20 protein-coding genes are annotated in these 23,614 nt (G+C 57.2%); 5 read left to right on the top strand and 15 right to left on the bottom strand.

The window, feature by feature from the left end; genetic code table 11:
- The first annotated feature begins 118 nt into the window (after window positions 1–118).
- The gene (locus tag ACU6TU_RS15350; protein WP_447142236.1) at window positions 119–1,993 is read left to right on the top strand and encodes a putative bifunctional diguanylate cyclase/phosphodiesterase; all 1,875 of its coding nucleotides are present in this window, start codon (window positions 119–121) and stop codon (window positions 1,991–1,993) included.
- A 17-nt stretch (window positions 1,994–2,010) separates the two neighbouring features.
- Here ACU6TU_RS15350 and ACU6TU_RS15345 read toward each other — a convergent pair whose 3' ends face one another.
- The 9 genes from ACU6TU_RS15345 to ACU6TU_RS15305 all read right to left on the bottom strand — a co-directional run bounded on the left by ACU6TU_RS15345 (window position 2,011) and on the right by ACU6TU_RS15305 (window position 10,964).
- Window positions 2,011–2,541 (bottom strand): DUF2878 domain-containing protein, encoded by a 531-nt coding sequence (locus ACU6TU_RS15345; RefSeq protein ID WP_447142235.1) that lies wholly within the window; start codon window positions 2,539–2,541, stop codon window positions 2,011–2,013.
- 2 nt (window positions 2,542–2,543) lie between these two features.
- Entirely contained in the window at window positions 2,544–3,776 is a 1,233-nt protein-coding gene (locus ACU6TU_RS15340) for a class I SAM-dependent methyltransferase (protein WP_447144274.1), read from the bottom strand.
- Window positions 3,777–3,877: 101 nt separating this feature from the next.
- The gene (locus tag ACU6TU_RS15335) at window positions 3,878–4,663 is read right to left on the bottom strand and encodes a DUF1365 domain-containing protein (RefSeq protein WP_447144273.1); all 786 of its coding nucleotides are present in this window, start codon (window positions 4,661–4,663) and stop codon (window positions 3,878–3,880) included.
- A gap of 14 nt (window positions 4,664–4,677) precedes the next feature.
- Complete coding sequence (locus ACU6TU_RS15330) at window positions 4,678–6,051, bottom strand: NAD(P)/FAD-dependent oxidoreductase (protein ID WP_447142234.1); 1,374 nt, start codon at window positions 6,049–6,051, stop codon at window positions 4,678–4,680.
- Window positions 6,048–6,833 (bottom strand): SDR family NAD(P)-dependent oxidoreductase, encoded by a 786-nt coding sequence (locus ACU6TU_RS15325; protein WP_447142233.1) that lies wholly within the window; start codon window positions 6,831–6,833, stop codon window positions 6,048–6,050. The genes ACU6TU_RS15330 and ACU6TU_RS15325 overlap by 4 nt, the downstream gene beginning before the upstream one ends.
- A gap of 27 nt (window positions 6,834–6,860) precedes the next feature.
- Window positions 6,861–7,292, bottom strand: a complete 432-nt coding sequence (locus ACU6TU_RS15320) for a nuclear transport factor 2 family protein (protein ID WP_447142232.1) — start codon at window positions 7,290–7,292, stop codon at window positions 6,861–6,863.
- 61 nt (window positions 7,293–7,353) lie between these two features.
- On the bottom strand, window positions 7,354–8,766 hold the full coding sequence (phrB, locus tag ACU6TU_RS15315) for a deoxyribodipyrimidine photo-lyase (protein WP_447142231.1): 1,413 nt from the start codon (window positions 8,764–8,766) through the stop codon (window positions 7,354–7,356).
- Window positions 8,767–8,819: 53 nt separating this feature from the next.
- Window positions 8,820–9,740 carry a MerR family transcriptional regulator gene (locus ACU6TU_RS15310; RefSeq protein WP_447142230.1) on the bottom strand — a complete coding sequence of 307 codons (921 nt, stop codon included), beginning with the start codon at window positions 9,738–9,740 and terminating at the stop codon, window positions 8,820–8,822.
- Window positions 9,741–9,926: 186 nt separating this feature from the next.
- Complete coding sequence (locus tag ACU6TU_RS15305) at window positions 9,927–10,964, bottom strand: NAD(P)/FAD-dependent oxidoreductase (RefSeq protein ID WP_447142229.1); 1,038 nt, start codon at window positions 10,962–10,964, stop codon at window positions 9,927–9,929.
- Window positions 10,965–11,180: 216 nt separating this feature from the next.
- Between ACU6TU_RS15305 and ACU6TU_RS15300 the strand changes: the two genes are divergently transcribed.
- Window positions 11,181–12,089 carry a TIGR01777 family oxidoreductase gene (locus ACU6TU_RS15300; RefSeq protein WP_447142228.1) on the top strand — a complete coding sequence of 303 codons (909 nt, stop codon included), beginning with the start codon at window positions 11,181–11,183 and terminating at the stop codon, window positions 12,087–12,089.
- A 336-nt stretch (window positions 12,090–12,425) separates the two neighbouring features.
- Here ACU6TU_RS15300 and rapA read toward each other — a convergent pair whose 3' ends face one another.
- On the bottom strand, window positions 12,426–15,383 hold the full coding sequence (gene rapA, locus ACU6TU_RS15295) for an RNA polymerase-associated protein RapA (RefSeq protein ID WP_447142227.1): 2,958 nt from the start codon (window positions 15,381–15,383) through the stop codon (window positions 12,426–12,428).
- Window positions 15,384–15,507: 124 nt separating this feature from the next.
- The gene (locus ACU6TU_RS15290) at window positions 15,508–16,311 is read right to left on the bottom strand and encodes a redoxin family protein (RefSeq protein ID WP_447142226.1); all 804 of its coding nucleotides are present in this window, start codon (window positions 16,309–16,311) and stop codon (window positions 15,508–15,510) included.
- A gap of 105 nt (window positions 16,312–16,416) precedes the next feature.
- Between ACU6TU_RS15290 and ACU6TU_RS15285 the strand changes: the two genes are divergently transcribed.
- From ACU6TU_RS15285 to ACU6TU_RS15275, 3 genes are all read left to right on the top strand, one after another.
- Window positions 16,417–16,662: a hypothetical protein gene (locus ACU6TU_RS15285; RefSeq protein WP_447142225.1), complete on the top strand. Its 246-nt coding sequence runs from the start codon at window positions 16,417–16,419 to the stop codon at window positions 16,660–16,662.
- 5 nt (window positions 16,663–16,667) lie between these two features.
- Window positions 16,668–18,122, top strand: a complete 1,455-nt coding sequence (locus ACU6TU_RS15280; RefSeq protein ID WP_447144272.1) for an SLC13 family permease — start codon at window positions 16,668–16,670, stop codon at window positions 18,120–18,122.
- 156 nt (window positions 18,123–18,278) lie between these two features.
- A complete protein-coding gene (locus ACU6TU_RS15275; RefSeq protein ID WP_447142224.1) occupies window positions 18,279–19,487 on the top strand; it encodes an ABC transporter substrate-binding protein in 1,209 nt (402 codons plus the stop codon).
- Window positions 19,488–19,629: 142 nt separating this feature from the next.
- Here the strand turns inward: ACU6TU_RS15275 and ACU6TU_RS15270 are convergent, their stop codons facing one another.
- Genes ACU6TU_RS15270 through ACU6TU_RS15255 form a run of 4 tightly spaced genes read right to left on the bottom strand, consistent with a single transcriptional unit; the run spans window position 19,630 to window position 23,517 of the window.
- Window positions 19,630–20,961: a branched-chain amino acid ABC transporter permease gene (locus tag ACU6TU_RS15270; protein WP_447142223.1), complete on the bottom strand. Its 1,332-nt coding sequence runs from the start codon at window positions 20,959–20,961 to the stop codon at window positions 19,630–19,632.
- Entirely contained in the window at window positions 20,961–21,965 is a 1,005-nt protein-coding gene (locus ACU6TU_RS15265) for a branched-chain amino acid ABC transporter permease (RefSeq protein WP_447142222.1), read from the bottom strand. The genes ACU6TU_RS15270 and ACU6TU_RS15265 overlap by 1 nt, the downstream gene beginning before the upstream one ends.
- Window positions 21,966–21,981: 16 nt before the next feature.
- Window positions 21,982–22,686, bottom strand: coding sequence for an ABC transporter ATP-binding protein (locus tag ACU6TU_RS15260; protein ID WP_447142221.1), 705 nt, complete (start codon window positions 22,684–22,686; stop codon window positions 21,982–21,984).
- 60 nt (window positions 22,687–22,746) lie between these two features.
- Window positions 22,747–23,517 carry an ABC transporter ATP-binding protein gene (locus ACU6TU_RS15255; RefSeq protein WP_447142220.1) on the bottom strand — a complete coding sequence of 257 codons (771 nt, stop codon included), beginning with the start codon at window positions 23,515–23,517 and terminating at the stop codon, window positions 22,747–22,749.
- Window positions 23,518–23,614 lie beyond the last annotated feature (97 nt).

Here is a 23,614-nt window from a genome sequence, read left to right as displayed (position 1 = left end):
AACCGTTAATATCGCTGTCTGTAAATCGGTAAATCGGTAAATCGGTAAATGTGTAAGTATAGAGAGCGTAATATCTCTTGTGCGCGGGTCATCATCAATGGGGAATAACGCTTAATCTATGTGGCCAACTGTTTCTTTGAATCGCCCGCTGATATGGGTGGCGCTGATTGCACTGCCTGCCTGCATCTGGGTGCCGGATGCACTGCTGCGCATGGTGGCAGCGAGCGCTGTGGCCCTGGGTGTTGGTGATGCCTGGCGTCAGGTGCGTCATCAACGCGAACAGATGCGCCTTTCGCAGGATGTCGTGACCCTGACGGCTGATGCGGTGGCCATCAGCGATGCCAAAAATCGCGTGCTGGCGGTTAACCCGGCATTCACCGAAATTACCGGGTTTGAAAGCCATGAGATGGTGGGGCTGAAACTGGAAACCCTGGCCGCACCGCGCCACGATAAAGCCTTTTACCAAACCTTCTGGAGCACTTTGCAGAGCACCGGGCGCTGGGAAGGCGAAATGTGGAACCGCCGTAAACACGGTGATGAATATCCTGAATGGCTGAAAGTGCGTGCGGTCACCAACAAGCGCGGTGAAATTACTCACTACATCAGTCTGTTTACTGACATTTCCGCCCAGAAAGCCCGTGAGCAGGATCTGCGCCGCATTGGTTACGAAGACCCGCTGACTGGCTTGCCGAATCGTCGTCGCCTGCATGATTTAATGGCGTCGCGGCTGCGTCATTTGCGTGCCGGAGAAAGCCTGGATATCGCCCTGATGGATATCGATGGCTTAAAAGTCATCAACGATGCCCTAGGCGTTGAGCAAGGGGACCGCTTGCTGGCGCGTTTTGCCCAACGCCTTGCCAGCCACGTTGCAGGCAGCGTTGTCGGCCGTCTCGGCGGTGATGAATTCATGATTATCCGCACCACTACTTTTGATGATCACGACGCGTGGATTGCCGGGCTGCGTGATCACATGAGCCGCCCGTTTGAAATCAAGGAGCAGTCCCTGCGGTTAGGGCTAACCATTGGCAGCTGTCGTGCGCCTGAAGATGGCAAGGATTCCGGGGTGCTGTTTCAGCGTCTTGAATCCGCCATGTATAACGCTAAACGCCTGGGGCGAAACAACAGCATGCGTTTTCGTCCTGCGCTGGATAAGCAGGACAACCCCCAGTTGGCGATGGTCAGCGATTTGCGCGCGGCGCTGGTGTCAGGTGACCAGCTTGAGCTGCATTATCAGACCCAGCACCATCCTGCGACCGGCGAATTGATCGGTATGGAGGCGTTACTACGCTGGCGCCACCCTCGCGACGGCATGATCTCTCCGGGCGACTTTATTCCCCTGGCTGAGCGACACGGGTTAATGTCCGAGCTGGGCAGCTGGGTGATCGAGAAAGCCTGTGCACAGCAGGCGCATTGGCAGAACAGCGCGATGCCCAAGGTGACCGTGTGGATCAATATTTCAGCGCTACAGCTCTTTCACGGTGACCTGGAAAGCCAGCTGGTAAGTAGCTTGCAGCGCTATGCTTTAAAAGCCTCGCAGTTGGGCCTTGAGCTGACCGAGTCGGTGCTTCTGGATGAGCGTGCCGGGGATATGGGCCCGCGTCTGCAATCGCTGCGTGAACAGGGCTTTCCCATTGCCATTGATGACTTTGGAACGGGCTATTCATCGCTGGCTTATCTCAAGCGCTTGCCGGTGGACAAGGTTAAGCTGGATCGCGCCTTTATTCGGGAGCTGCCCGAAAGTACCGTCGATGCGGCCATTGTCAAAGCTGTGCTGGCCATGGCAGAGGGGATGGGGCTTGATGTGATTGCCGAAGGGGTAGAAACCCTAGAGCAATGCCGTTTTCTTGTTGATATCGGCTGTGATGCGGTTCAAGGGTTCTATTTTGCCCGCCCATTGCCTGCCGTAGAGCTGGAAGCACAATGGGTAAGTAACAACGTGACCGGCAGCAGTAACGGCAAGATAGCACCGGTCGTTGCCCACCAGCCTTCATAGATGAAATCGCTAACCCGTTAATCCGCTAATGCTCTATGCTCCACCAGCCCAAGCCGCGTCGCGTTGCGGGCTAGCAGGTAGCATAAGGTCCCCCAGATCAGGGCTTGAACAGGGAGCAGCCAAGGCGCCAGAGGAACATCGGCGAGCAGACCTCCTCCATAATAGGAAAGCGGCCCACTGATCGCGCCGCCGACGGCCGCCAGCCATGGAAAGCGCCACAACCATGCCAGTGAATGCCTGAGCAAGGTGGCAAATAGTGGCCACAGCATCCATAGCCACAGCGGCAGCAGCCCCAATATCTGAGTATGGCTGCTGAAATCAAAACCACCCAGCAGCGCCAGGCTACCGTCCAGCACCAGGCCAAGTGCGGCAAATCCAGCCAGCAAACGCCATTCTCCGGCACTGGCAATAAAACGCAGATGCCCACCGATCAGCAGCAGGCCAGTGGCCAGCGCGACCCAGGAACCGCCCAGCACACACAGTAACCAGCCTGCCTCGAAACCGATAATATTAAACAGCAGCTTAGGCCATCGTGGTGTCGTCGCCATGTTTAGAGTGCACCGGTTAACGGCGTCGGTTTGGCCTGTGGCTTGGCCAGCACCAGGTGGCAGGTGCCGATTGAACGCTCGATGAAGCCACCTTCGCAATAACACAGGTAATAGCGCCACATACGGATAAAGCGTTCGTCGTACCCTTGGGAACGCACGGTTTCCAGACTGGCCTCAAAGCGATGACGCCACTCGCGCAGTGTGCGGGCGTAATGCTGGCCAATTTCATCCAGCGCCACCATGTTGAGCGATGTCTTGCGCATCACGCTGGACAGCATGGCATGGTGGGAGGGCAGAAAGCCGCCAGGGAAGATGTAGCGCTTGATAAAGTCCATATCCCGCTTGGCCGACTCAAAACGCTGATCACGAATCGTGATGGCCTGCAGCATGGCCTGGCCTTCATTGTTCAGCAGGCTGTCAATCTTGGCCAGGTAGGTATCCAGATACTGGTGGCCCACCGCCTCAATCATTTCAACGGAGATCACCCGGTCATAGGTGCCCGACAATTCACGATAATCCTGCTTGAGCAGGGTGATCTGCTGTTCCAGACCTTCTTCTTTGACACGGGCGGCGGTATGGGCGTACTGCTCTTCCGAAATGGTCGTGGTCGTCACCCGGCAGCCACGCGTCTTGGCGGCGTGAATCGCAAGCCCGCCCCAGCCAGTGCCAATTTCCAGCAGGTGATGGTGCGGCTGAACGTCGAGCTTTTCGAGCATCAGGTCAAGTTTGTACGTCGAGGCTTCTTCCAGGCTTGCGTCCGGGTGCGGGAAGACCGCGCTGGAATACATCCAGTGAGCCTGATCCAGAAACGTGGAAAACAGGTCATTACCAATGTCGTAGTGGGCGGCAATATTGCGTTTTGATCCTGAGACACTATTGCGCTGAAAGCGATAGGCCAGGTTAAGCAGCCAGCGGGTAAATCGTGCGCTGCCGTTTTCCATCTGGCTGTTGACCTGATCCAGGTTGATCGCAAATAGCCGTATCAGCGCCACCAGATCGTCGGCATCCCAGTCTTGGTCCATGTAGGATTCTGCCGCGCCCACGGTGCCGCCAAAGGCCAGACGTTTCCAGGCACGTGGATGGCGAACCACTACGGTGACCTGAAGCGGCCCGCCCTGGCCAAGGTGGTGGGAATGAGTGCCATCAATCAGGGTGATCTTCCCACCCTGCATGGCATCCAACTGCTTGATTAAACGTGGCTTAAGCCAACGCGTCAGACGGTCAGCGGCTGGCATTTGCGGTACGTCATCGTGTGCCTTGGTAGACTCGGACGGAGCCGTCAGGGACGCAGTCGAAACAATATTGTTGGTGGCTGAACGTGACGATTGCAAACGAGTCATTGCGGCGTCTCCTTGCGTTGCGGATGGTCAAAAATCGGTACGCGTTTGAGCCAGAGGCGCAACGCTTCGAAATGGATGCCGGCCACGGTTTTCAGGCTTATAAAGGGCTGACGGGCAAGTGTCGAGAGCAGTACACGGCGGGTCGCGGGTGCGGCTTCCAGCATCAGGGTGGCATCAAACTGGCGTTTTGGCGCATCGGGTGCCGGATCGTCATGCCAGTTCTCCATGTGCAACAGGAGCTTGTCGTTGGGCGTATTGAAGCGCCAGCGATAGGTCATGTTCATGGGGTTGAACGGCGAGACGTGCATATCCTTGGCAAACATTGCGCCATGGCTGTGGCGATCAGGACTCACACGACAGGCGTAAGCGGTGCGTTCCCGCCAGGGCATGTTAGTGACTTCACCCAGCACGGCAGTCAACTGGTCGTGCTGGTCAAAGGCGTAGTACAGCGAAATCGGGTTAAACACACTGCCCAGGGTGCGCAACTGGGTGAGAATGCAAATTCGCCCTTTAGGCGCTTCGCCGAGCTGACGGGCCAGTTCCTGACGTACGGCTTCCTTGAGTGGCAGGTCAGTGGGGGCCAGATAGTCTTCACGACGAAAGCAGGCCAGCGCCCGGCGGCGAGCACTAAAGCCGGGCACGTTATCAAACAGCGTCGGCAGCTCATCCAGGTCCAGGTAGGCCATCCATACCTGGTAGCTGAAATGGTGCTCACGCGGCGTAAAGCGGCGGTGGCGTAGGGTGCCACGATAGATGCGCGAACGAACCGGGGAAGCAGTCATGCTGGTTGAAGCCTTCATCCTAACCCCTCGCCGACGGTTGATGACGGCATCAGGTCATGAGCGGGCAAGGCGTCCGGTGGCGTGGGAGGCGCGGCGGCTTCATCGCAGCCCAGGGCTCTCGCTACCCGCAGCGCGCTCCATACCCCATCCTCGTGAAAGCCGTTACGCCAATAGGCGCCGCAGAAATGGGTGCGATTCACACCTGAAATATCCGCGTGGCGTTGCTGAGCGGCATAGCCAGCCAGGGTGAACTGCGGATGCGCATAGGTAAAACGCCCGAGTATTTTGTCCGGGTCGATGCTGTCAGTGTCATTCAGGGTGACACAGAAGGTCGTGTCGGATGTCAGGCACTGAAGAATATTCATATCGTAGGTGACCGAAACCCGCTCTCCGGCATCACGTTGATCAAGCCGGTAATTCCAGCTGGCCCAGGCGCGGCGGCGGCGCGGCAGCAAACGCGTATCGGTGTGTAGCACCACGTCGTTATCCTGATACGCCATGGCGCCGAGTACATTGCGCTCGGCGTCGCTGGCATCACTTAACATGGCCAGCGCCTGGTCACTATGGCAAGCCAACACTACTTGATCAAAACGTTCGTCGCCGTCAGCGGTGGTCAAGGTCACACCGGCGGTGTCACGCTGAATCGCGGTGACGGGAGTGTTCAAACGAATGCGCGAGGCGTAGGGAGCCGTCAGGGCCGGGATATATTGTCGTGATCCGCCAATCAGGGTGTACCACTGGGGGCGGTGATTGACCGAAAGCAGCCCATGGTTGCGGAAGAAACGCACAAAAAAGGTCAACGGAAACCCACGCAGATCACTGATACTGGCCGACCAGATGGCAGCGCCCATGGGCAGCAGGTAGCGGCGTTGAAAGGCATCGTCGTAGCCCTGCTGGTCGAGGTATTCACCTAACGTCATGGCCTCTGGCAGGCGCTCACTGTCAAGGTCTCGGGTTGCCTCTCGGTTAAAACGCATGATGTTGCGCAGTAGCCGGTAAAACGCCGGGCGCAGCAGGTTTCGGCGCTGGGCAAACAGTGACCCCAGCGTATGGCCGTTATATTCGAAGTCTATTTCGGTTTCGTGTACCGAAAAGCTCATCTCGGTAGGCTGAGCGGGGACACCCAGGGTTTCCAGCAGGCGCTGAAAATGTGGATAGGTCCAGTCATTGAAGACAATGAAACCGGTATCAATCGCGTAGTTTTCCGGCCCGCTCTTGCCTGGGATCTCCACGTCGATAGTGGCCGTATGGCCGCCCAGGCGCCCGCTGGATTCAAACAGCGTCACTTCGTGCTGCGCGGAAAGATACCAGGCAGCGGACATGCCGCTGATGCCGCTGCCGATGACGGCAATGCGTTGAGAAGCCTGAAGAGATGACGTCGCGGTCATGACGACTCTCCTTGCGAACGGGTCATACGCAGACCAATGGCATGGCGTAGGCGGGGAGGCAGAATACCGAGCAGCTTAACCATATAGGTAAAGCGACGCGGAAAGTGAACATCCAGCTTGCCTTTGGCAAGGCCGTCAAGCAGGGCGCTGGCAGCCTTTTCTGCGCTAATCCGCATAGGCATCGGAAAGTCGTTCTGATCGGTGAGCGGTGTTTTGACAAAGCCGGGATGGATCAGGCTGACGCGGATACCTTCCTGATCCAGCCCCAGGCGTAACGACTCAAGAAAATAACTGATCGCCGCTTTGGAGGCGCCGTAGGCTTCGGCTCTGGGAAGCGGAAGATAAGCAGAAGCACTTGAGGTTGCCGCGAGCAGCACATTACGGCCTTCCTTACGTGCGGTGCGCAGCAGCGGCAGTGCAGCTTCTACGCAATAAAGTGTGCCGTAAAGGTTGGCGTCAAATACGCGCTTGACCAGTTCCATATCAAAATGACGGGCGTCCAGGTACTCGCAGGTACCGGCATTCAAGATGACGATATCCAGCGCGCCAAGAGTGAATTCAATCTGTTGGGCCGCGGCCAGAACGGCCTCGTGGTCACTGATATCCAAGGGAAGCGCAATGGCGTTAGAGCGTCCGCCACAAAAAGTCGCCAGCTTTTCGGCGTTGCGTGCGCTGAGCACCACCTGATGGCCTTCATCCAATAGTTGATTGGCAACGGCTTCACCAATACCAGATGTCGCACCGGTCAACCAGATGCGTTGTGAGGTTGGCCATCGGCTCATTGCTCTCTCCTTAATGGCGCGGTGTGGTTATCCCGCGCGGTGTTTCAGTAAGCGTATCAGGCGACCAAGAACAGGCACGTTCTCATATAGCATGGCACCGGCATCAAAATAATCCCGATGCCGCTTCACCCGGCCATCATCGGCAAAGGTCAGGTGCGAACAGCCTTCGACACTAATGCACTTACCCCCGGCCAGTTTGGGGTGGGCAAAATGCATGGTCCAGGTAACAAAGGCGTTTTCACCCTGGCGAAAACGCTGATGATAATGGAACCGGCATTCGCTGACGTTTGCGTACATGCCTGCAAAATAACGCTCTAACACCTCCCGGCCTTCAACGCTGTGAAGCGGGTCGCTGAAAATAATGTCCTCAGTATATACCTCGTATAGCTTTCCTGTACAGGTATTGTCCAGCTTGTTGAAGAAAGCGCAGAATGCATCCAACGCCGTGTCCTGTGACATGACGGGCTCCTGACAGTGAGAGAAGATAGCAATCGTTAAAACGCAAAGCCTTCGCGCCCCTTCAGTCTTTCAGCGCTTTGAAGGCATCCAGCGCACGCTGGCGAGCCATCTTGTGTTCAACGATGGGCTGCGGATAGTCGAGCTGGGTGGATAGATCCCTGGGTGGGGCATGACGCGCTTTGGCAGGTAGCGAGGCCAGCTCTGGCAGCCACTGGGCAATAAACGCCCCGTCCGGATCAAAGCGGGTAGACTGGGTCGTTGGATTGAAAATCCGAAAATACGGCGCAGCATCGGTGCCGGTTGAAGCTGCCCATTGCCAGCCGCCGTTGTTGGCGCCGAACTCACCATCAATCAGGTGCTGCATGAAAAAGGCTTCGCCATGCCGCCAGTCAATCAGAAGGTGTTTGGTCAGAAACATGGCCGTAATCATGCGCAGGCGGTTATGCATCCAGCCAGTGGCCACCAGCTGACGCATGGCGGCGTCAACAATCGGGTAACCGGTACGCCCTTCGCACCAGGCCGCAAAGCCGGCTTCATCGTCACGCCATGCTAGGTGGCGGGTATGCGCCTGAAAAGGCTGGTGGCGACACACCTGGGGAAAGCCAACCGCCACGTGCTGATAGAACTCCCGCCAGATCAGTTCGCTGACCCAGGTCGTCAGCCCTACATCGCCATCCGCCAGGCTGCCGCCGTTTTCGCTTAATACGGCCTGCATGCATTGTCGCCAGGAAATCATCCCGAGGGCCAGATAAGGCGATAGCTCGCTGGTGCCGCGCACGCCAGGAATATCACGCTGCGCTTGATAATAACGGCCACGAAAACGCAGAAAACGCTCAAGGTTGTCCGCTGCCGCATTTTCACCGGCAGGCCACTGGCGGCCATCAATGGTGTGAGTGAGGTCTTCCGGCAAAGCAGGTTGTGGGTCGCTTTGGATATCCAGCGGTGCCTGAGGCGCCGGGGTCTCCCGCAGTGCCAGCTGTTCAGGCTGAATATTTTTATGCCAGGCTTTTGAAAACGGCGTAAAAACACCGTAGTAATCACCCTTGCCGGTCAGCAGCGTGCCGGGGGCAAAGGCAACAGCGTCGTGGTAGCCGTGAACGCCAAGCCCTGCGGCATGGAAACGCTCAGACACAGCCCGGTCGCGGCGCTGTTCGTTGAGGGGGTACTCATAATTGAAATGCAGCGCCTGGGCACCAACCTGCTCAGCCACCTCAAGCAGCGCTTGTGGTGCCTGCTCAAAGGTGCCGATATCGCGGTGCAACAGCGGAATGTTCAGCCCTGCCAAGGCATCTTGCAGGGCCTCTACGCCGCGAGCCCAGAAATCCAGCTTGTTGGCGCCATGGTCATGTGACTGCCATTGCTCGATGCTGCGCAGAAACACAGCGACGACTGGCCCTTTGGCAGCGGCAGCGGCCAGTGCAGTGTTATCGTGAATACGACAATCGCTACGAAACCAAACCAACTGCAGCGCCATGGTGTCTCCTGTCTAAAATCGTGTTCAAGGCGTGGTCTAGAGACTGGTATGACCTAGAGAACGCCGGATTCGCGCAATAACGGGCGCAGGCGTGAGATGGCCTGAGGGAGGTCGTTGCCCAGAAGGTGCACATCACCGCTGGTAAAAGCATTTTCTCTCAGACTGGCGACGTTGCCACACACACCTATCGGCACATTCAGGCTTTTCGCTGCCTGAGGTAGGGCATGCTGAATATAGTCATCGCTTTCTGCCTGGCCGCTCGACAGTAACACCATGGAGGCGTGCAGGCGTGACACTGCCTGGGGCAGATCCTCAAGTGGCAGGTTGCGGTCGAGTAACAGCACGCGATAGCCGTGCTCGCTGGCGACCAGCGCTACCATCAGAATCCATAATGGGCCAGGGTCATCAGGCATGCTGTTGAGCAAAATCAGCGGGCCGCGAGTTGCCTGATTGGCGTGATGAAGACGGATACCGATCTGGTTGCGCAAAAACGCTTCCAGCGTGCGGCGTACCAGAGCATCCGGTTTTGTCGCCCACTTGGTTTCCAGGTTCATGATCACGGGTTGCCAAAGCTCATTAATGGCCACGCTGAGCGGGTAAAGCGCCAGGCTTTGGTGATAGAGCGGGTCAAGCCTGGCCATATCCAGTGCTTCTATCGTGCCCTGTAGCTGCTGGCGCTGGCTTTCCCAGTCGCCGCTGGCAGGTGTCGGCGGCTCGACGGTTTCCGGCTGATCCAGCAGGTCAACGACTTGGCTAACGGGTACGCCACGGTTTAGCCATTGCAGGATGCGCTCAATGCGGCTGATATCATCCTGGGCATAAAGACGATGGCCTTTTGGTGTTCGCTGTGGGCGAATGAGCCCGTAACGGCGCTCCCAGGCACGCAGGGTGACCGAGTTCACACCCGTCAGTCGGGAAACTTCCCGGATGGGATAAAGCGGCGTATCGGGTGGGTGGGTCGCCTTGTTGCTCATGGGCGCCATTGCCTCTTGGTTATCTTTTGCAAAATGCACGGTGTGTTTGATTCAGGCTGGTTTCAGCTCTCAACGCGGTTGATTCGTAACGCAAAAAATCGACGCGTATTATACATGCTTTCTTTGTACAACTTGTTGCCTTCAGGTACAACCTCTCATTCCGCACACATTAATTTGCGCCTCAATTCACACGACTTGAGTCAGCAGAAAGTGCCCTAGCCGATGCCCTGACAGCCAGGCATCTTCAACGCGACCACCGCTCAGGCTGTCACCACACAACGCAATTCCTTCCTTGCTGTAGGCAAATCCTTGTGACGGAACATCGTTATGTTCATCAGGCTGGGAGTAAAGCCAGCGGTGAGCGCCGCTATCCAGCAGGTCAGGCAGTGCCAGGGGAGCAGGATAAAGGCTTTTCAGCACATCAATAAGCTGCTGCGTTACCGCTTCTGGTGTGGCTTCCAGGTGAGTCTCACTCCAATCAAGCGTGGCAAGCAGGCTCAGGCTTTCTGGCTGATTCTCTCTACCGGGCTTTGTCTGATTGCGTGATATTAGCCGTAATATGGGATGGTCGACCCGTGCCATCTGCCAATTGGTGTCGACGTCGGGAAGGGTGGGTAATGGTGCTGAAAATACCGCCCAACCAGCCCAGCAACTACGTTGAGCAAGGCGCTGGGTAAGCTCAAAAAGATGATTGTCCCAGGGTTGTACCAGAGTGGCGGCCTGGGGCGGCGGTGCGCTGATAACCACCTGTGTATAGGGTCCATGCAGCTGAGTGTCATCGCCTTCAAGCCACCAGCCGTCAACTTTCCTGATCAGCGCTGTAATGCGTGTTGTCAGGTGAATGGGGACCTGTTGTGCGCCGAGTGTATCGGCCAGATGGCGAGTGATTGCACTCATTTGTGGTGCGCCGGTGTAGCGATGTTGACCATCGTGGCAAGCCTGCCAGCCAATAGGGTTCGCCTGGTAAACCTGCTGCGGCCATTGGCTGACACAACCGGCGGCCCGCCAGCGAGAAACCTCTGCGTCAAACGCATCGTCGCGCACCGTAAACGCTTGAACGCCCAGATCAAGCGTGGCATCAGGACGGCGCTTGCTCGACATTCTCCCACCGGGGCCTCTGGCTTTATCAAATAGCGTGACGTTTTCTCCCGCACTGGCAAGCACTTGGGCACAAGCCAGCCCTGAAAGCCCCGCGCCGATAACCGCTGTGTGAGAAACCGTCATGTAACGTATCCTTGAAGGCAACGGTTTTTTATCGCCGTTGATAATGATATGAGTGGGATGCTTTTATGAGTAACTACAATTGTAGCAGGGTGGTATAGGTGTTGTACAATCAGGTGTGGCAAAGTGTGGCTATATCGTTTTGGCAATGACAGAACTCAGGTAAAACCAGGTTTATAAGAATTCAGGTCACAGGCGTCCCCGAGAGGAGAGAACAAGATGCGTATATTGATAACCGGCGGAAGCGGCTTTGTCGGCCAGCGGCTTTGCGAGCGACTGGCCGCACAAGGGCATTCGCTGCAGGTTGTGTCGAGAACACCGCAGAAGGTCCGTTCACGTTTACCTAAAGATTGCGATATTCGCGAAAGTGCTCAGGCGTTTTTGGATTCGCCGCCGGAGGCCTTGATCAATCTGGCAGGGGAGTCCATTGCTGCCAAGCGCTGGAGCGACGCACAGAAAGACGAGCTGATTTCATCGCGGCTGAAGGCAACCCAGCAGCTGGTCAAACTGTGCGAGCAGCTCAAGGAGAACGGTCAGCCGCTTCCACACACGCTGATTTCTGCCTCTGCCATGGGGTATTACGGGGATCAGGGCGACCATAAAGTCACTGAGGAAACATCGCCTAATGATGAATTTGCTCATCGCTTATGCGCCGACTGGGAAGCTGCAGCAGGTAAGGTAGAAGCGCTGGGCGTGAGGGTAGCCATCTTGCGTATTGGCCTGGTGCTGGATGCCGGAGGCGGTAGCCTGCAAAAAATGTTGCCGCCGTTCAAACTGGGGCTGGGTGGGCGTTTTGGCGATGGTAAGCAGTTTATGCCATGGATTCACCGTGATGATCTGGTGGCCGCCATGCTGTTTCTGTTAGATGACATGACGTTGAAAGGACCCTTTAATGGCAGTGCCCCTCATCCGGTGACCAACGCTGAATTCACCCGTACCCTGGCCAAGGCACTCAATCGCCCGGCGATCTTTCCGGTGCCGGGGGCGGTATTGAAACTCGGCTTGGGTGAAATGTCTCAGCTGTTACTCACCGGCGCTGATATGCGCCCGGAACGTCTTGAAGCTGCCGGATTTATCTTCCAGTATCCCACGCTTGATAAAGCCCTGGAGGCGATTGTCAGTAAGTGACGGGTAAATTGTGAGGCGTGAGGCGTGAGGCGTGAGTTGTGAATCGTCACCTGTAGGGTGTATTCCCGGCGTCATCCGCCATGCATACCGCTCGCTGCAAACGATAAAACTCAAGGCGGATGAACGACGTAATCCACCGTTTCCTCGATGATGGCACGGAATGGCGGGTTGCGCCGTGAATCCGCTGTGGTACACGTGCCCTGATTGAGGTTAGTGGCAGCGGATCACGTCGGGAACCCGCCCTACGCCAAGGGTGTATCTCAAGAATGTATTTGGTTTGTATGAAGCTGGTGAATCGTGTGGAAAGCCCCTTCCCTGGGGCTTTTGCATGCGCCGTTATTTCTTCGGGTCGGCGGTGATCACGACGCGCACCGCATCCAGGCGTAAGCGGGTGGCTTCGATGGCATCACTGAGAGCCTGGCGTTCCTGGCGGATAGCGTCTATCTCGGCGTCACGCACGGTCGGGTTATGTTCCGCCAAGGCGGTCAGGCGGGCCAGTTCACTGTCCAGTTGGCGACGCATACGGGTTTCCGCGGCTTCAACAATGCTCGGCAGTTCACGGTCGGCTTCCCCTTCCCCCTGAAGCAGCAGTTCGCGTAGTTGGTCATGGCGGCTTTTAATCAACTCGCGCGCCATCGATTTATTGATTTTCCGGACGTTCTTGCTCAACCCGGTAAAAGAAATCTTGCTGGTCAGGTTGGCACCGGATTCATCCAGCAGAACGCGGATCGCCGTGGGCGGTAAAAAGCGATTAAGATGCAGCCGCTTCGGCGCCGGGCAGTGGGTTCTGAAAATCAGCTCGACCATCAGACGGCCGCTGGGCAGCGCCGGGTGGGGCAGCAGTGCCAGGGCGGTGTTGCCCATGGCGCCATCGATAATACGGCCCATCATTTCGCGCAGCAGTGGGTGTTCCCAGGAGAGGCGCTGTACGTCGTCACGGGCCAGTGCCACATCGCGGCGATATGTGGCGGTAAAACCCTCTTCGCCTTTGACCAGCCCTGGCAGGCCATCCAGCATGTGCTGGCTAGGCTGCAGCAGCATCAAATCCTTGCCGAGTTCCTGGCTTTCTACGCCGAAAATATCCAGCGCGCGCTCCATGTAGCGGGGCAAGGCAGTGTCTTCATCCAGCTCGCTCACGGCATCAATGACATCGTTGGCGCGGGCAGGCCGACAGGCGTTGAGCTCCAGTAAACGATTGCGTCCTGCATCCCGTTCGGCCAGCTGGGTCGTAAACTGGGTATGGGTTTCGTCGATGATTTCTTCCAGCGTTTCGTCATCAAGCAGGGCATCTGCCAGAGCGTCACCAAAGGCTTCAAACAGGTCACTGCCGATGCCGGTGGGCGCGCTGAACGCATCCATGCCTTCGTGATACCAGCGCAGCAGGCGCTCACCGGGGCTGCCTTCAAACGTTGGTACGTGGATTTCAATGGCGTGCTGCTGGCCGATGCGGTCCAGCCGCCCGATGCGCTGTTCCAGCTGATCCGGGTGCTGGGGGAGATCAAACATCACCAGATGGCGACAGAACTGGAAGTTGCGTCCTTCCGAGCCGATTTCCGAGCAGACCAGGACCTGGCAGCCGTCTTCGTCATCAGCAAAGGCGGCAGCGGCGCGGTCGCGTTCAATCAGCGTCAGGTCTTCGTGGAACACCGGTGCGTGATAGCCGCCCAGCACACGCAACCCTTCGGCAATGCCTTCGGCGGTTTCGCGGTGATGGGCAATGACCAGGACTTTCTCAAGAACCTTAGCGTTGGCAAAGCCTTCTTCACTGTCGTCGCTGAGCTTCTCCAGCAGCCAGTTGATCCGCGGGTCAATGTGCCACCAGTCTTCGGCATTGAGCGGATCATTAGACATCTCGCGGTACATGGCATCCGGGTAGATCAGTACATCCGGGTGATCCATGCCGGTTTCGATCAGCAATTCGTCGAGGTAGTCCTCGTCACGCTCAAGGCGGCGGACCACCCGACGGTAGGCCGATGGCAAGGCCAGTGGCACAAGGTGCAGGCGGCGTTCAGGGAAGCCCCCGACATGGCGGCGGCTGTTGCGGAACATGACGCGCCCCGTGCCATGGCGATCGAGCAGGGCGTCGCGTAGCTGGTGGCGTGCGGCTTCCTGCTGATCTTCGTTGGCTTCCGGGTGCATCAGGGTAGCGAGCAATGCCTGGCTGTCACGGTCGTCGGCGACGGCATCTACCGCCGCGCGGGCGCTGGTATCCGCGGGCAGAGCGTCAAGCGCATCAATGGCGGATGCGACGTCAATGTAGTGGCGCTCTTCTTCCTTGAAACGGGCCAGGTCGTGGTAGCGTTCGGGGTCGAGCAGGCGAAGACGGGCAAAGTGACTTTCCAGCCCCATCTGTTCGGGCGTGGCGGTCAGCAGCAGCAAACCCTCGATATTCGCGGCCAACTGCTCAACACACAGGTAACCTGGGCCGCTGCCCTCTGCGCTCCAGTCCAGGTGGTGCGCTTCATCGACAATCAGTATGTCGAAATGGCTTTGGTTAGCCTGTTGCTGGCGGGCGGGGTTGGCAAACAGCCAGCCTTGACTGGCGAGAATCAGCTGGCCGCTTTCGAACGGGTTCTCGCTGCCGTGGGCCTGGCTTTGCTGTTCATCGAGCAGCGTCACGTTCAGGGAGAAGCGCCGCAGTAACTCGACCAGCCATTGGTGGGTCAGGCTATCGGGCACCAGAATCAGCGCCCGCTCGGCACGCCCGACGAGCAGCAGTCGGTGCAGGATCAGCCCTGCTTCGATGGTCTTGCCCAGGCCGACTTCATCGGCCAGCAGTACGCGTGGTGCATGGCGATTTGCCACTTCATCGGCGATGTAGAGCTGATGGGGGATCAGGTCGATACGCGGGCCGGAGAAGCCCAGGGCGCTATGCTGCTCAATGCGCTGATAGTGATGCAGGGTGCGAAAACGCAGATCGAACCAGTCGTTGCGGTCAACCTGACCGGTGAGCAGACGGTCGCGGGCCTGGTCAAAGCGCATGGTGTCGGCAAGCTTGGCCTCGGAAAGCTCGCGCCGCTCACCGTTGTCGTCTTCGCCGATGTAGGTAATCAGGCCATTATTCTGCTGGCTTTCATCGACCAGCATCTGCCAGCCGTCAGCGGCAATGACACGGTCGCCGCTGCCGAATTGCACCCGTGTTAACGGGGCTTGCCGCGTATTATAGGTGCGGGTTTCCTGGCTGGCACTGAACAGAATGGTGACGCTACGGGAGTCGCAGTTAAGTACGGTACCAAGGCCAAGTTCGGCCTCTCCGTCGCTAATCCAGCGCTGGCCTGGAGAAAAATCGCTCATGTTGCCTCAACGGGTGATGAAAACGGGTCAAAGCCGTCGGCGGGGTAACCGACGGAGGAGTCAGGGCGGGGGATTCTAACGCAAAGCCGGTGGCGGCCCAACAAGGATAACAAGGGTTACCGTGTTAGTTTTCCAGCCATTGATCCAATTGAGCACGTGTCAGCTCGCCGACATGCTGTTCAATCATGCGGCCCTGGCGGTCAAACAGCAGGGTCGTCGGAAGCCCCGGGGTTTCGAAGGCGACCATTAACTGCTGGCGGGGATCCCGTAAGGCATAGCGAAAAGTCAGTGACTGTTCATCAAGATAGCGTACTACGGGAAGCAGGTCTTCGCCCTGGTTGGCGATCACCACATGGACATTTTCGCGGGTGGCAACCTCTTCCAGTAGCGGCATCTCCCGCAGGCAGGGCGGGCACCAGGTGGCCCACAGGTTGATAATGACGCGATGCTCGCCATCGGCCAGCGAGGGAAGATAAACGTCATTGCCTTCGATATCCTGCAGCGTCAGCTCAGGGATCGGCTGAGACGATAGGCCGCCACCCAGCGGGGAAAAAACCACCAGCGCTAGCCAAAGGCCCGAGGCGCCGATCAGCATCAGGATGGCGGCGATCATGTCCTGCAGGTGATGGCGCAGTGCCCAAACGCTCCACACGATGCCTCCCAGCAAGCCGAATAAGCCTTCATAGCCGGGTTTCCACACCATGAGGGCGTCAAGCGGCGCGCCTGCGTAGCTGTCAAGGTTCATCAGTACATGCCCTAGCCGAGCGCTGATCAACCATACCAGCATCAAGCCGGTGAACCAGCGCTGCTGTTCGTGGCTGGAACGCTTCAGTAGCCAGCGGGTTGCCAGCATCAGCACAAGGGCGCAGGCAAACGCATAAAGGCGCGGTAAAGACAGCAAAAAAGGGCCGAGGGCGATGGCGTTCATAATTTTTTCCAAATAATCGTTACAATGTGTACACAGTATGTTCGGTTGCCGTTCCATCGAGAGCAGCAAAACCCTATCACGCAATTCTTCTTATGCGGAGAGATTATGGCTCAGCAACCCTTTGATATGTTGAGAGCGCTAGCGATTGGTTCGCAGGCGATTGGCCTGATGCTGATCATCACTCTGGAGACGGCGCTTGGCGATAACGCACGGCTGTGGCAGGGCGTCACGCTGGCCTTGATGGTAACGGCGGCGCTGTGCATTGCCCTGGTGCGCCTGTACCGGCGCAATAAGCAGCGTAAGCAGCGTACCAAGCTTCTCGATGAGCATCACGAGGAGGATGACGCGTGACACGCATGGAACGAGTAAAAGTGACCACTGGGCTGTTTCTTGGCCCATTGCTGGCCGTGCTGTTGTTATTGATGAATGCGCCGGAGGGGGTTCCATCATCGGCCTGGAGTGTAGTGGCACTAACCGTCTGGATGGCCGTGTGGTGGATTTTAGAGCCTGTTCCCATGGCCGTGACGGCGTTATTGCCGGTGGCGTTGCTGCCGCTTCTGGGCGTGGGAGATATCAGTGCGGCGGCAGCGCCTTATGCCAACCCGCTAATTTTCCTGTTCCTGGGTGGTTTCATGCTGGCCGAAGCCATTCAGCGCTGGAATCTGCATCGGCGTATTGCGTTGGGCGTGCTGTCACTGGCAGGTAAACGGCCGGATACGCTGGTGGCCGGATTTATGGCAGCGACGGCATTTCTGAGTATGTGGGTGAGTAATACCGCCACTGCCGCTCTGATGGTACCCATCGGTATTTCCGTCCTGGCGCTTCTGGAACGCAATGACGAGCTGAACAGCACACAGCAGCGGGCAGTCGGGCTGTGTTTGCTGTTAGGCATCGCGCTGGCGGCCAATATCGGCGGTATGGGCACCTTGATCGGCACGCCACCGAATGCGCTGCTGGCAGGCTTTATCGGCGATAATTACGGTATCAGAATTGGCTTTGCGCAATGGATGCTGGTCGCGGTTCCCCCGGCGGCGCTGATGCTGGTAGCTGCCTGGTGGTTGCTGACCTACCGGCTCTACCCGGTGCCTCACACGCCGTTACGTGGCATCAGCGCCATGCTCACCCAGCAGGCGGAAGACCTGGGGCGCATGAGTGGCCCGGAAAAGCGCGTGGCGCTGGTATTTGCTCTGGTTGCCCTGGCCTGGATCACCCGTCCTCTGCTTGAGCAGTGGAGCGGGCTGACGCTAAGCGATGGCGGTATCGCGGTGATGGGGGCGCTATTGCTGTTTATGGTGCCCGCGCGCTGGCGTCAGCGCCAGTTTCTGCTTGACTGGGATAGTGCCAAGAATCTGCCCTGGGGCGTGTTGCTTCTGGTGGGTGGCGGGCTGAGCCTGGGCACTGCCATCGACAGCTCCGGATTAGCAGGCGTGGTCGCCAATGGTCTTGCGGTGTTCGGCAGCTGGCCCACCTGGGCGATGATTCTGATGGTCGTCGTGATCGTGATGTCGATGAGCCACGTGACCAGCAACAGTGCCACGGCCGCGGCGATACTCCCGCTGACGGCGGCCTTGACCGTCAGCCTGGATGCCAGCCCACTGTTGTTGGCGGTGCCGGTGGCCATGGCCGCCTCCTGCGCGTTCATGCTGCCAGTGGCGACACCGCCGAACGCGGTGGTGTTTGCCAGTGGCAAGGTCAGCGTGCTGGATATGCTGCGCGCTGGGGCGGTCATGAGCCTGATTGCAGTCGTGGTCATTTGTGTTGCCATGTTTGCGCTGGCGATGCCGATTCTTGGGTTTGGTTGGGCTGCTTAGAAGTCAGCATAGAGACAAGCGTTTGAAATGCGTTCAGTAACGTTAAAAAAGACAGTTGTGTTTTGGCGTGTTTACTTCCAGATTTAAAGTGAATGCTGATATTAAGATAAACACTTGAGCTTGACACTTGAGCTTAAAACAGGAGCATCAAACAACATGATAAACAAACGCTTACTTGCAAGTGCCGTCGCCGCATCAACGCTGGCGCTGGCAGGTGTTGCCAATGCTGAAGTGAAAGTTGGCTTTCTGGGAGGGTTCACCGGCGGTATCGAAAGCCTGACACCGCCCATTTTTGATGGCGCGCGTCTCGCGGTTGAACAGGTCAATGCTCAGGGCGGGCTGCTGGGTGGCCAGGAACTGGTGATGCCAACCGGCGACACTACCTGTTCGGATGCATCTGCTGCTTCTAACGCTGCCGACCGTATGGTGAATACTGAGCAGGTTACTGCCATTGTTGGCGCCCTGTGTACCGGTGCGACGATAGCAGCGGCTAACAACGCGGCGGTACCCGGCGGTGTTTTGATGGTTTCCCCAGCATCCACAGCCCCAGCCGTGACGGCTATCGATGATAATGACCTGGTTTTCCGTACCGTGCCTTCCGACGCCTTCCAGGGCGAAATGCTGGCCAAACTGCTGCTCGAAAAAGGCATTGATTACGTTGCGGTGACCTACGTCAACAACGACTATGGCAGCGGTCTGTCTGATGCCTTTACCACAGCCTTTGAAGGGGGTGGCGGTGAGGTGGCTGCAAGCCTTGGTCATGAAGATAACCGCGCAGACTATCGCTCGGAACTGGGCTCACTCTCCGTCAGCGGCGCAGAAACCCTTGTGGTGCTGGCCTATGCCGACACGTCAGGCCAGACAGTGCTTCGCCAGGCCTATGAAGGTGGTATGTTTACCCAGTATGTCGGGGCTGACGGCATGGTGGGTGACAGCCTGATTGAAGCGATTGGCGCGGATATACTGGATGGCATGATCGCCACTCGCCCCGGTAGCCCGGATCTGCCAGGCTCTGAGATTTTCAATAGTGCAGCCGAAGAGGCCGGCTATGACCCAAGCTCAGTCTTTGCGGCGCAAGCCTATGACGCGGCTTTCCTGATTGCACTGGCCATCGAACAGAACGGCAGTGCCGAGCGTGAAGGGCTATCCGAAGCGCTGCGCAGCGTTTCCAGCGCACCGGGTGAAGTGATTCTGCCGGGAGAATGGGAAAAAGCCGTTGAGCTGATTGCCGCTGGCACCGAAATCAACTACGAAGGCGCTTCCGGCACCCATGAGTTTGATGAAAACGGTGATGTACCGGGTGTCGTGATAGAAATGGTGGTGGAAGACGGTACTTTCACCAACAAAGGGTTTGTGGATCTGTAACTTGTCACAGGCCGACGGCAGTCGGCCTCTTTGTTCTGAACTTTCAACCGCTCAGGTTTAATCGCCTGGGCGGTTTTTTGTGGCTACCAATGAAAAAGCCTCCCCGCAGGGAGGCTAGAGGCTTAAGCTTACTGCCTGGCTATCAGCCGTGATGGGCGACTTTCTCCGGTAACAGACCCTTGGGAGCAAAGCGCAGCACCAGGGTGATTAATAGGCCGATGACTAGTACCCGTGCCTGCAATGCCCTGCTGCTCATATTGCCTGGGGCGTCCCAGCCGAAGGCGCTTTCGCCTGCGCTAACAAATAGATCCATCAGGAACAGCGCCAACGGTTCTGACATCAGCCAGATGATATAAACCGCCACTGCCCCAAATATCGTACCCAGGTTGTTGCCAGGGCCACCTAGAATCACCATGACCAGCACCAGAAAGGTATGATTCAGAGGCAGGTAGCCGTTAGGGTCGAACAGGCTGTTAAACGTGGCCAGCATGCCGCCACCCAGCCCCATCAGAATGCACCCCAGCACAAAGATTTCCAGCCGCCGCCGATTGATATCTTTGCCCATGGCCGCAGAAGAAATCTCGTTATCGCGAATGGCGCGCACCATTCTTCCCCAGGGGGCATGGTAGGCGCGGTGCAGCAGGAAAAAGATAATCGCGATGACCACCGCGGTAATCGAAAGATACACCGCTCGCGCCAGGGTAAAGCCTAACTCGGCGGGACCGGGAGTGGGCCAGGGGAGCGGCGAGACGGTGGCGGTGCCTCGGGTGAGCCAGTCGGAGTTTTTCAGAAACGCCTTGATGATTTCGGCAATGCCCAAGGTGGCAATGGCCAGATAATCGCTGCGTAAGCCCAGGCAGACATGGCCGATAAAATAGCCGACCACGCCAGCGAGCGCGCCACCGACGATCCAGCCAGACCAGGCGGGCAGCCCGAAGCCACCGATGAACCCGGCGCTGTTCTCGATCTGCTCGGTCACCCCACGCAGTAAACTGATAACAACTAGATACAGCACCACAGCGAGCAGAATCGTGATCGCGGTGCGCAGCTTTTTTGGTACACCGATACGATCAAGTCGCGAAGCAGCGAAGACAACCAGGACAGCGGCAGCACCATAAAGCAGAACGCGGCTAAGTTCCCAGGGTAACGGCGTACTCCAGAAATCTTGATTCACCGGCACACTGAACAGCATGGCACAGAAGCCACCCAGCGCCACAAAGCCCATGACACCCGCATTAAACTGTCCCGCGTAACCCCATTGAATGGTCAGACCGAGGGCCAGAATGGCATAGCAGGCGGCTTCCACCATCATGCGCGTGCTGTAAGCCGCGCCCATCATCGCGTAGACGCCTAGAATGGCCGCCAGCAAAAGGCAGAAAAGCACCACTTCGCGCAGCGGGAAACGTCGTGCTGCGCTTGCATCCCGTGGTGTATAGGAAGCATCCCGTTTGGAGGGTGTGCTGTTGGTCGTCATTAGATCACCTTACCCTTGAAGAGCCCTGTTGGGCGCCACACCAAAATGGCGACGAGAATGAAAAACGGCACCACAATCTTGTATTCACTGCTGACAAACGCCAGGTTGCTGGGGAGTTCCAGCCAGACTGGCAGGCTGTCATGGAAAGGGCGCAGCAGGATATTCCAGTTAAACACCGCCAGGGTTTCGGCAAAGCCAACCACAAAGCCACCGGCTATAGCGCCATAAGGGTGCCCTACACCACCGACGATGGCAGCGGCAAAAATCGGCAATAAGATAAAGAAGCTGAGATCCGGTTTGAACGTTACATCAAGGGAGAGCAATGTGCCTGCAATGGCCGCCAGACCACCGGCAATTACCCAGGTCACTGCCACGATCATCTGGGTGTTGATACCCGATGCCTGAGCCAGCTCGGGGTTATCCGACATGGCACGCATTGCCTTGCCAATCCGAGAGCGGTTGAGAAACAGATGCAGCGCGATAACCGCCACCAGGGTCAGGATGAACAGGTAAATCTGCGGCTCAGTGATGACAATCGGCGCTCGGACGTTTTCAAAGGGCAGGGCAAAGCGGAAGATTTCCTTGCGATCGTCGACGTAGAGACTCTGCCCGCCAGTGCCCGAGAATAGGCGAATCAACCCCTGCAGCATCAGGGTAACGCCCAATGAAGCGATCACCAGAACGATGGGCTTGACCCCATGGGCCCGCAGCGGCCTATAGAAGGCTTTGTCGATCCCGACGGCAAGCGCGGCGGTTAGCACCATGGCCAGCGGCAGCATGATCAGCGCCGTTGGCACGCCTAGACTTGCGCCTGCTGCCGGAAACACGCTGGTGAGCAACAGCACCATGAAGGCGCCGAAGGTCATCATGTCAGCATGGGCAAAGTGGGCGAAACGCATGATGCTGAAGATCAGGGTGACGCCAACGGCTCCGATGGCATAGATGGAGCCGGTCACACTGCCGGAAATAATCACGTTATTGATAAAAAAGACCAGTTCGTTCACGCGTGTCTCTCCCGGGCTAGCCGCCCAAAAAGCTTTTGGCGACTTCGGGGTTGGCAAGTAAAGCCTCCCCGGTATCCGTAAAGCGGTTTTGGCCGGCGGCCAGTACAAAACCTTTGTCGGCAATCGCCAGAGCCTGTTTGGCATTCTGTTCGACCATGAGAATGCCGACGCCTGCGGCGTTGATTTTTTTGACGCGGTCAAAAATTTCGTTCATGTAAAGCGGTGATAGGCCTGCCGTGGGTTCATCAAGCAGCAGTAGGGTAGGCTCAGCCATCAGTGCCCGGCCCATAGCGACCATCTGGCGCTGGCCGCCGGAGAGCTCACCCGCCGGTTGGCGACGCTTTTCCTTCAAAGGCGGAAAAAACTCGTAAACCTGCGCGAGCATGCGTTTCACGTTAGCCGGTTTCAGAAAAGCGCCCATCTCCAGGTTTTCCTCAACGGACAAGCTGGGGAAGACGTTTTTTTCCTGGGGCACAAACCCCATGCCACGCTGAACGAGCTTGTTAGGCGCCAGATTCTGAATAGGTTCTCCATGCAATAGGATATCGCCCTGATTAACATTCAGAAGACCAAAAATAGCTTTCAGCATGGTCGATTTGCCTGCCCCGTTAGGGCCGACAATCACACCGACTTCATCGGCTTCCAGCGTCATGTTGACCCCATTAAGGATGTTCATGCTGCCGTAGCCACCGTACACATCCCGTGCTTCCAATAATGGCATGGTCTGGAACTCTCACCTTGTATAATAAACGTCATCTGAAAAGCGATGATCCGCGAAATGCTAGGCGGCGCTGCCGCCAAAGTAAGCTTCAATCACCTCAGGGTTGTTCTGTACCTCTTCGATACTGCCTTCCATCATCACACTACCTTGAGCCAGGACAATGACCGGATCGCACAAGCGAGCGATCATCTCCATGTCGTGCTCAATCACCAGGAAGGTATAACCCATTTCACGGTTCAGGCGTTCGATATTGCCCATCAGGTCGCCGAGCAGGGTGCGGTTGACCCCCGCTGCAATTTCATCAAGTAACACCACCTTGGCGTCGGTCATCATGGTGCGGCCGAGCTCCAGGAGTTTTTTCTGACCGCCGGAAAGATTACCCGCCAGTTCGTTGCGAACGTGGTGAAGCCCGACAAAATCGATCACTTCCAGTGCCCGGCGCTGCACTTCAGCTTCATGGGAACGCACGACCCCGGGTTTGAACCAGGCGGTAAACAGATTTTCACCGGGCTGATCAGATGGCACCATCATCAGGTTTTCAAGTGCACTCATGTGACTGAATTCATGGGCAATCTGAAAGGTGCGCAGTAATCCCTTATGAAAACGCTGGTCTGCGCTAAGCGCGCTGATATCTTCACCGTCGAGGCGTATCAGACCACTATCCGGTGTCAGTGAACCGGCAATCAGGTTGAACAGTGTCGATTTACCCGCCCCATTGGGGCCTATCATGCCAGTGACAGACCCTTTAGCGACCTCAATCGAACAATCATTAATGACATGCAGGCCACCAAAGGCCTTGTTGACGTGTTGCACTTCAATTAGTGGTGTCATGGAAGGTCCCAGGGTCTTCTCGCCTGTTTAAGTGGCGAAAAATATCAAGCGTATGTATTAAAATTGGCGTGTTACACAATTTGTAACCCCAATCTGT

Source organism: Halomonas sp. LS-001, assembly GCF_052983955.1.
The sequence above is the reverse complement of the archived record's forward strand: the minus strand, read 5'-3'. Positions and strand labels throughout refer to the sequence as shown.

Excerpts from the sequence above, each read along its gene's own strand:
- phrB (WP_447142231.1), bottom strand. The coding sequence starts at position 8,766 with ATGGCGCTGCAGTTGGTTTGGTTTCGTAGCGATTGTCGTATTCACGAT.
- ACU6TU_RS15285 (WP_447142225.1), top strand. The coding sequence starts at position 16,417 with ATGGCTCAGCAACCCTTTGATATGTTGAGAGCGCTAGCGATTGGTTCG.
- ACU6TU_RS15330 (WP_447142234.1), bottom strand. The coding sequence starts at position 6,051 with ATGACCGCGACGTCATCTCTTCAGGCTTCTCAACGCATTGCCGTCATC.
- ACU6TU_RS15310 (WP_447142230.1), bottom strand. The coding sequence starts at position 9,740 with ATGAGCAACAAGGCGACCCACCCACCCGATACGCCGCTTTATCCCATC.
- ACU6TU_RS15275 (WP_447142224.1), top strand. The coding sequence starts at position 18,279 with ATGATAAACAAACGCTTACTTGCAAGTGCCGTCGCCGCATCAACGCTG.
- rapA (WP_447142227.1), bottom strand. The coding sequence starts at position 15,383 with ATGAGCGATTTTTCTCCAGGCCAGCGCTGGATTAGCGACGGAGAGGCC.
- ACU6TU_RS15280 (WP_447144272.1), top strand. The coding sequence starts at position 16,668 with ATGGAACGAGTAAAAGTGACCACTGGGCTGTTTCTTGGCCCATTGCTG.
- ACU6TU_RS15335 (WP_447144273.1), bottom strand. The coding sequence starts at position 4,663 with ATGACTGCTTCCCCGGTTCGTTCGCGCATCTATCGTGGCACCCTACGC.
- ACU6TU_RS15255 (WP_447142220.1), bottom strand. The coding sequence starts at position 23,517 with ATGACACCACTAATTGAAGTGCAACACGTCAACAAGGCCTTTGGTGGC.
- ACU6TU_RS15340 (WP_447144274.1), bottom strand. The coding sequence starts at position 3,776 with ATGCCAGCCGCTGACCGTCTGACGCGTTGGCTTAAGCCACGTTTAATC.
- ACU6TU_RS15270 (WP_447142223.1), bottom strand. The coding sequence starts at position 20,961 with ATGACGACCAACAGCACACCCTCCAAACGGGATGCTTCCTATACACCA.
- ACU6TU_RS15325 (WP_447142233.1), bottom strand. The coding sequence starts at position 6,833 with ATGAGCCGATGGCCAACCTCACAACGCATCTGGTTGACCGGTGCGACA.
- ACU6TU_RS15305 (WP_447142229.1), bottom strand. The coding sequence starts at position 10,964 with ATGACGGTTTCTCACACAGCGGTTATCGGCGCGGGGCTTTCAGGGCTG.
- ACU6TU_RS15290 (WP_447142226.1), bottom strand. The coding sequence starts at position 16,311 with ATGAACGCCATCGCCCTCGGCCCTTTTTTGCTGTCTTTACCGCGCCTT.
- ACU6TU_RS15300 (WP_447142228.1), top strand. The coding sequence starts at position 11,181 with ATGCGTATATTGATAACCGGCGGAAGCGGCTTTGTCGGCCAGCGGCTT.
- ACU6TU_RS15350 (WP_447142236.1), top strand. The coding sequence starts at position 119 with ATGTGGCCAACTGTTTCTTTGAATCGCCCGCTGATATGGGTGGCGCTG.
- ACU6TU_RS15260 (WP_447142221.1), bottom strand. The coding sequence starts at position 22,686 with ATGCCATTATTGGAAGCACGGGATGTGTACGGTGGCTACGGCAGCATG.
- ACU6TU_RS15345 (WP_447142235.1), bottom strand. The coding sequence starts at position 2,541 with ATGGCGACGACACCACGATGGCCTAAGCTGCTGTTTAATATTATCGGT.
- ACU6TU_RS15320 (WP_447142232.1), bottom strand. The coding sequence starts at position 7,292 with ATGTCACAGGACACGGCGTTGGATGCATTCTGCGCTTTCTTCAACAAG.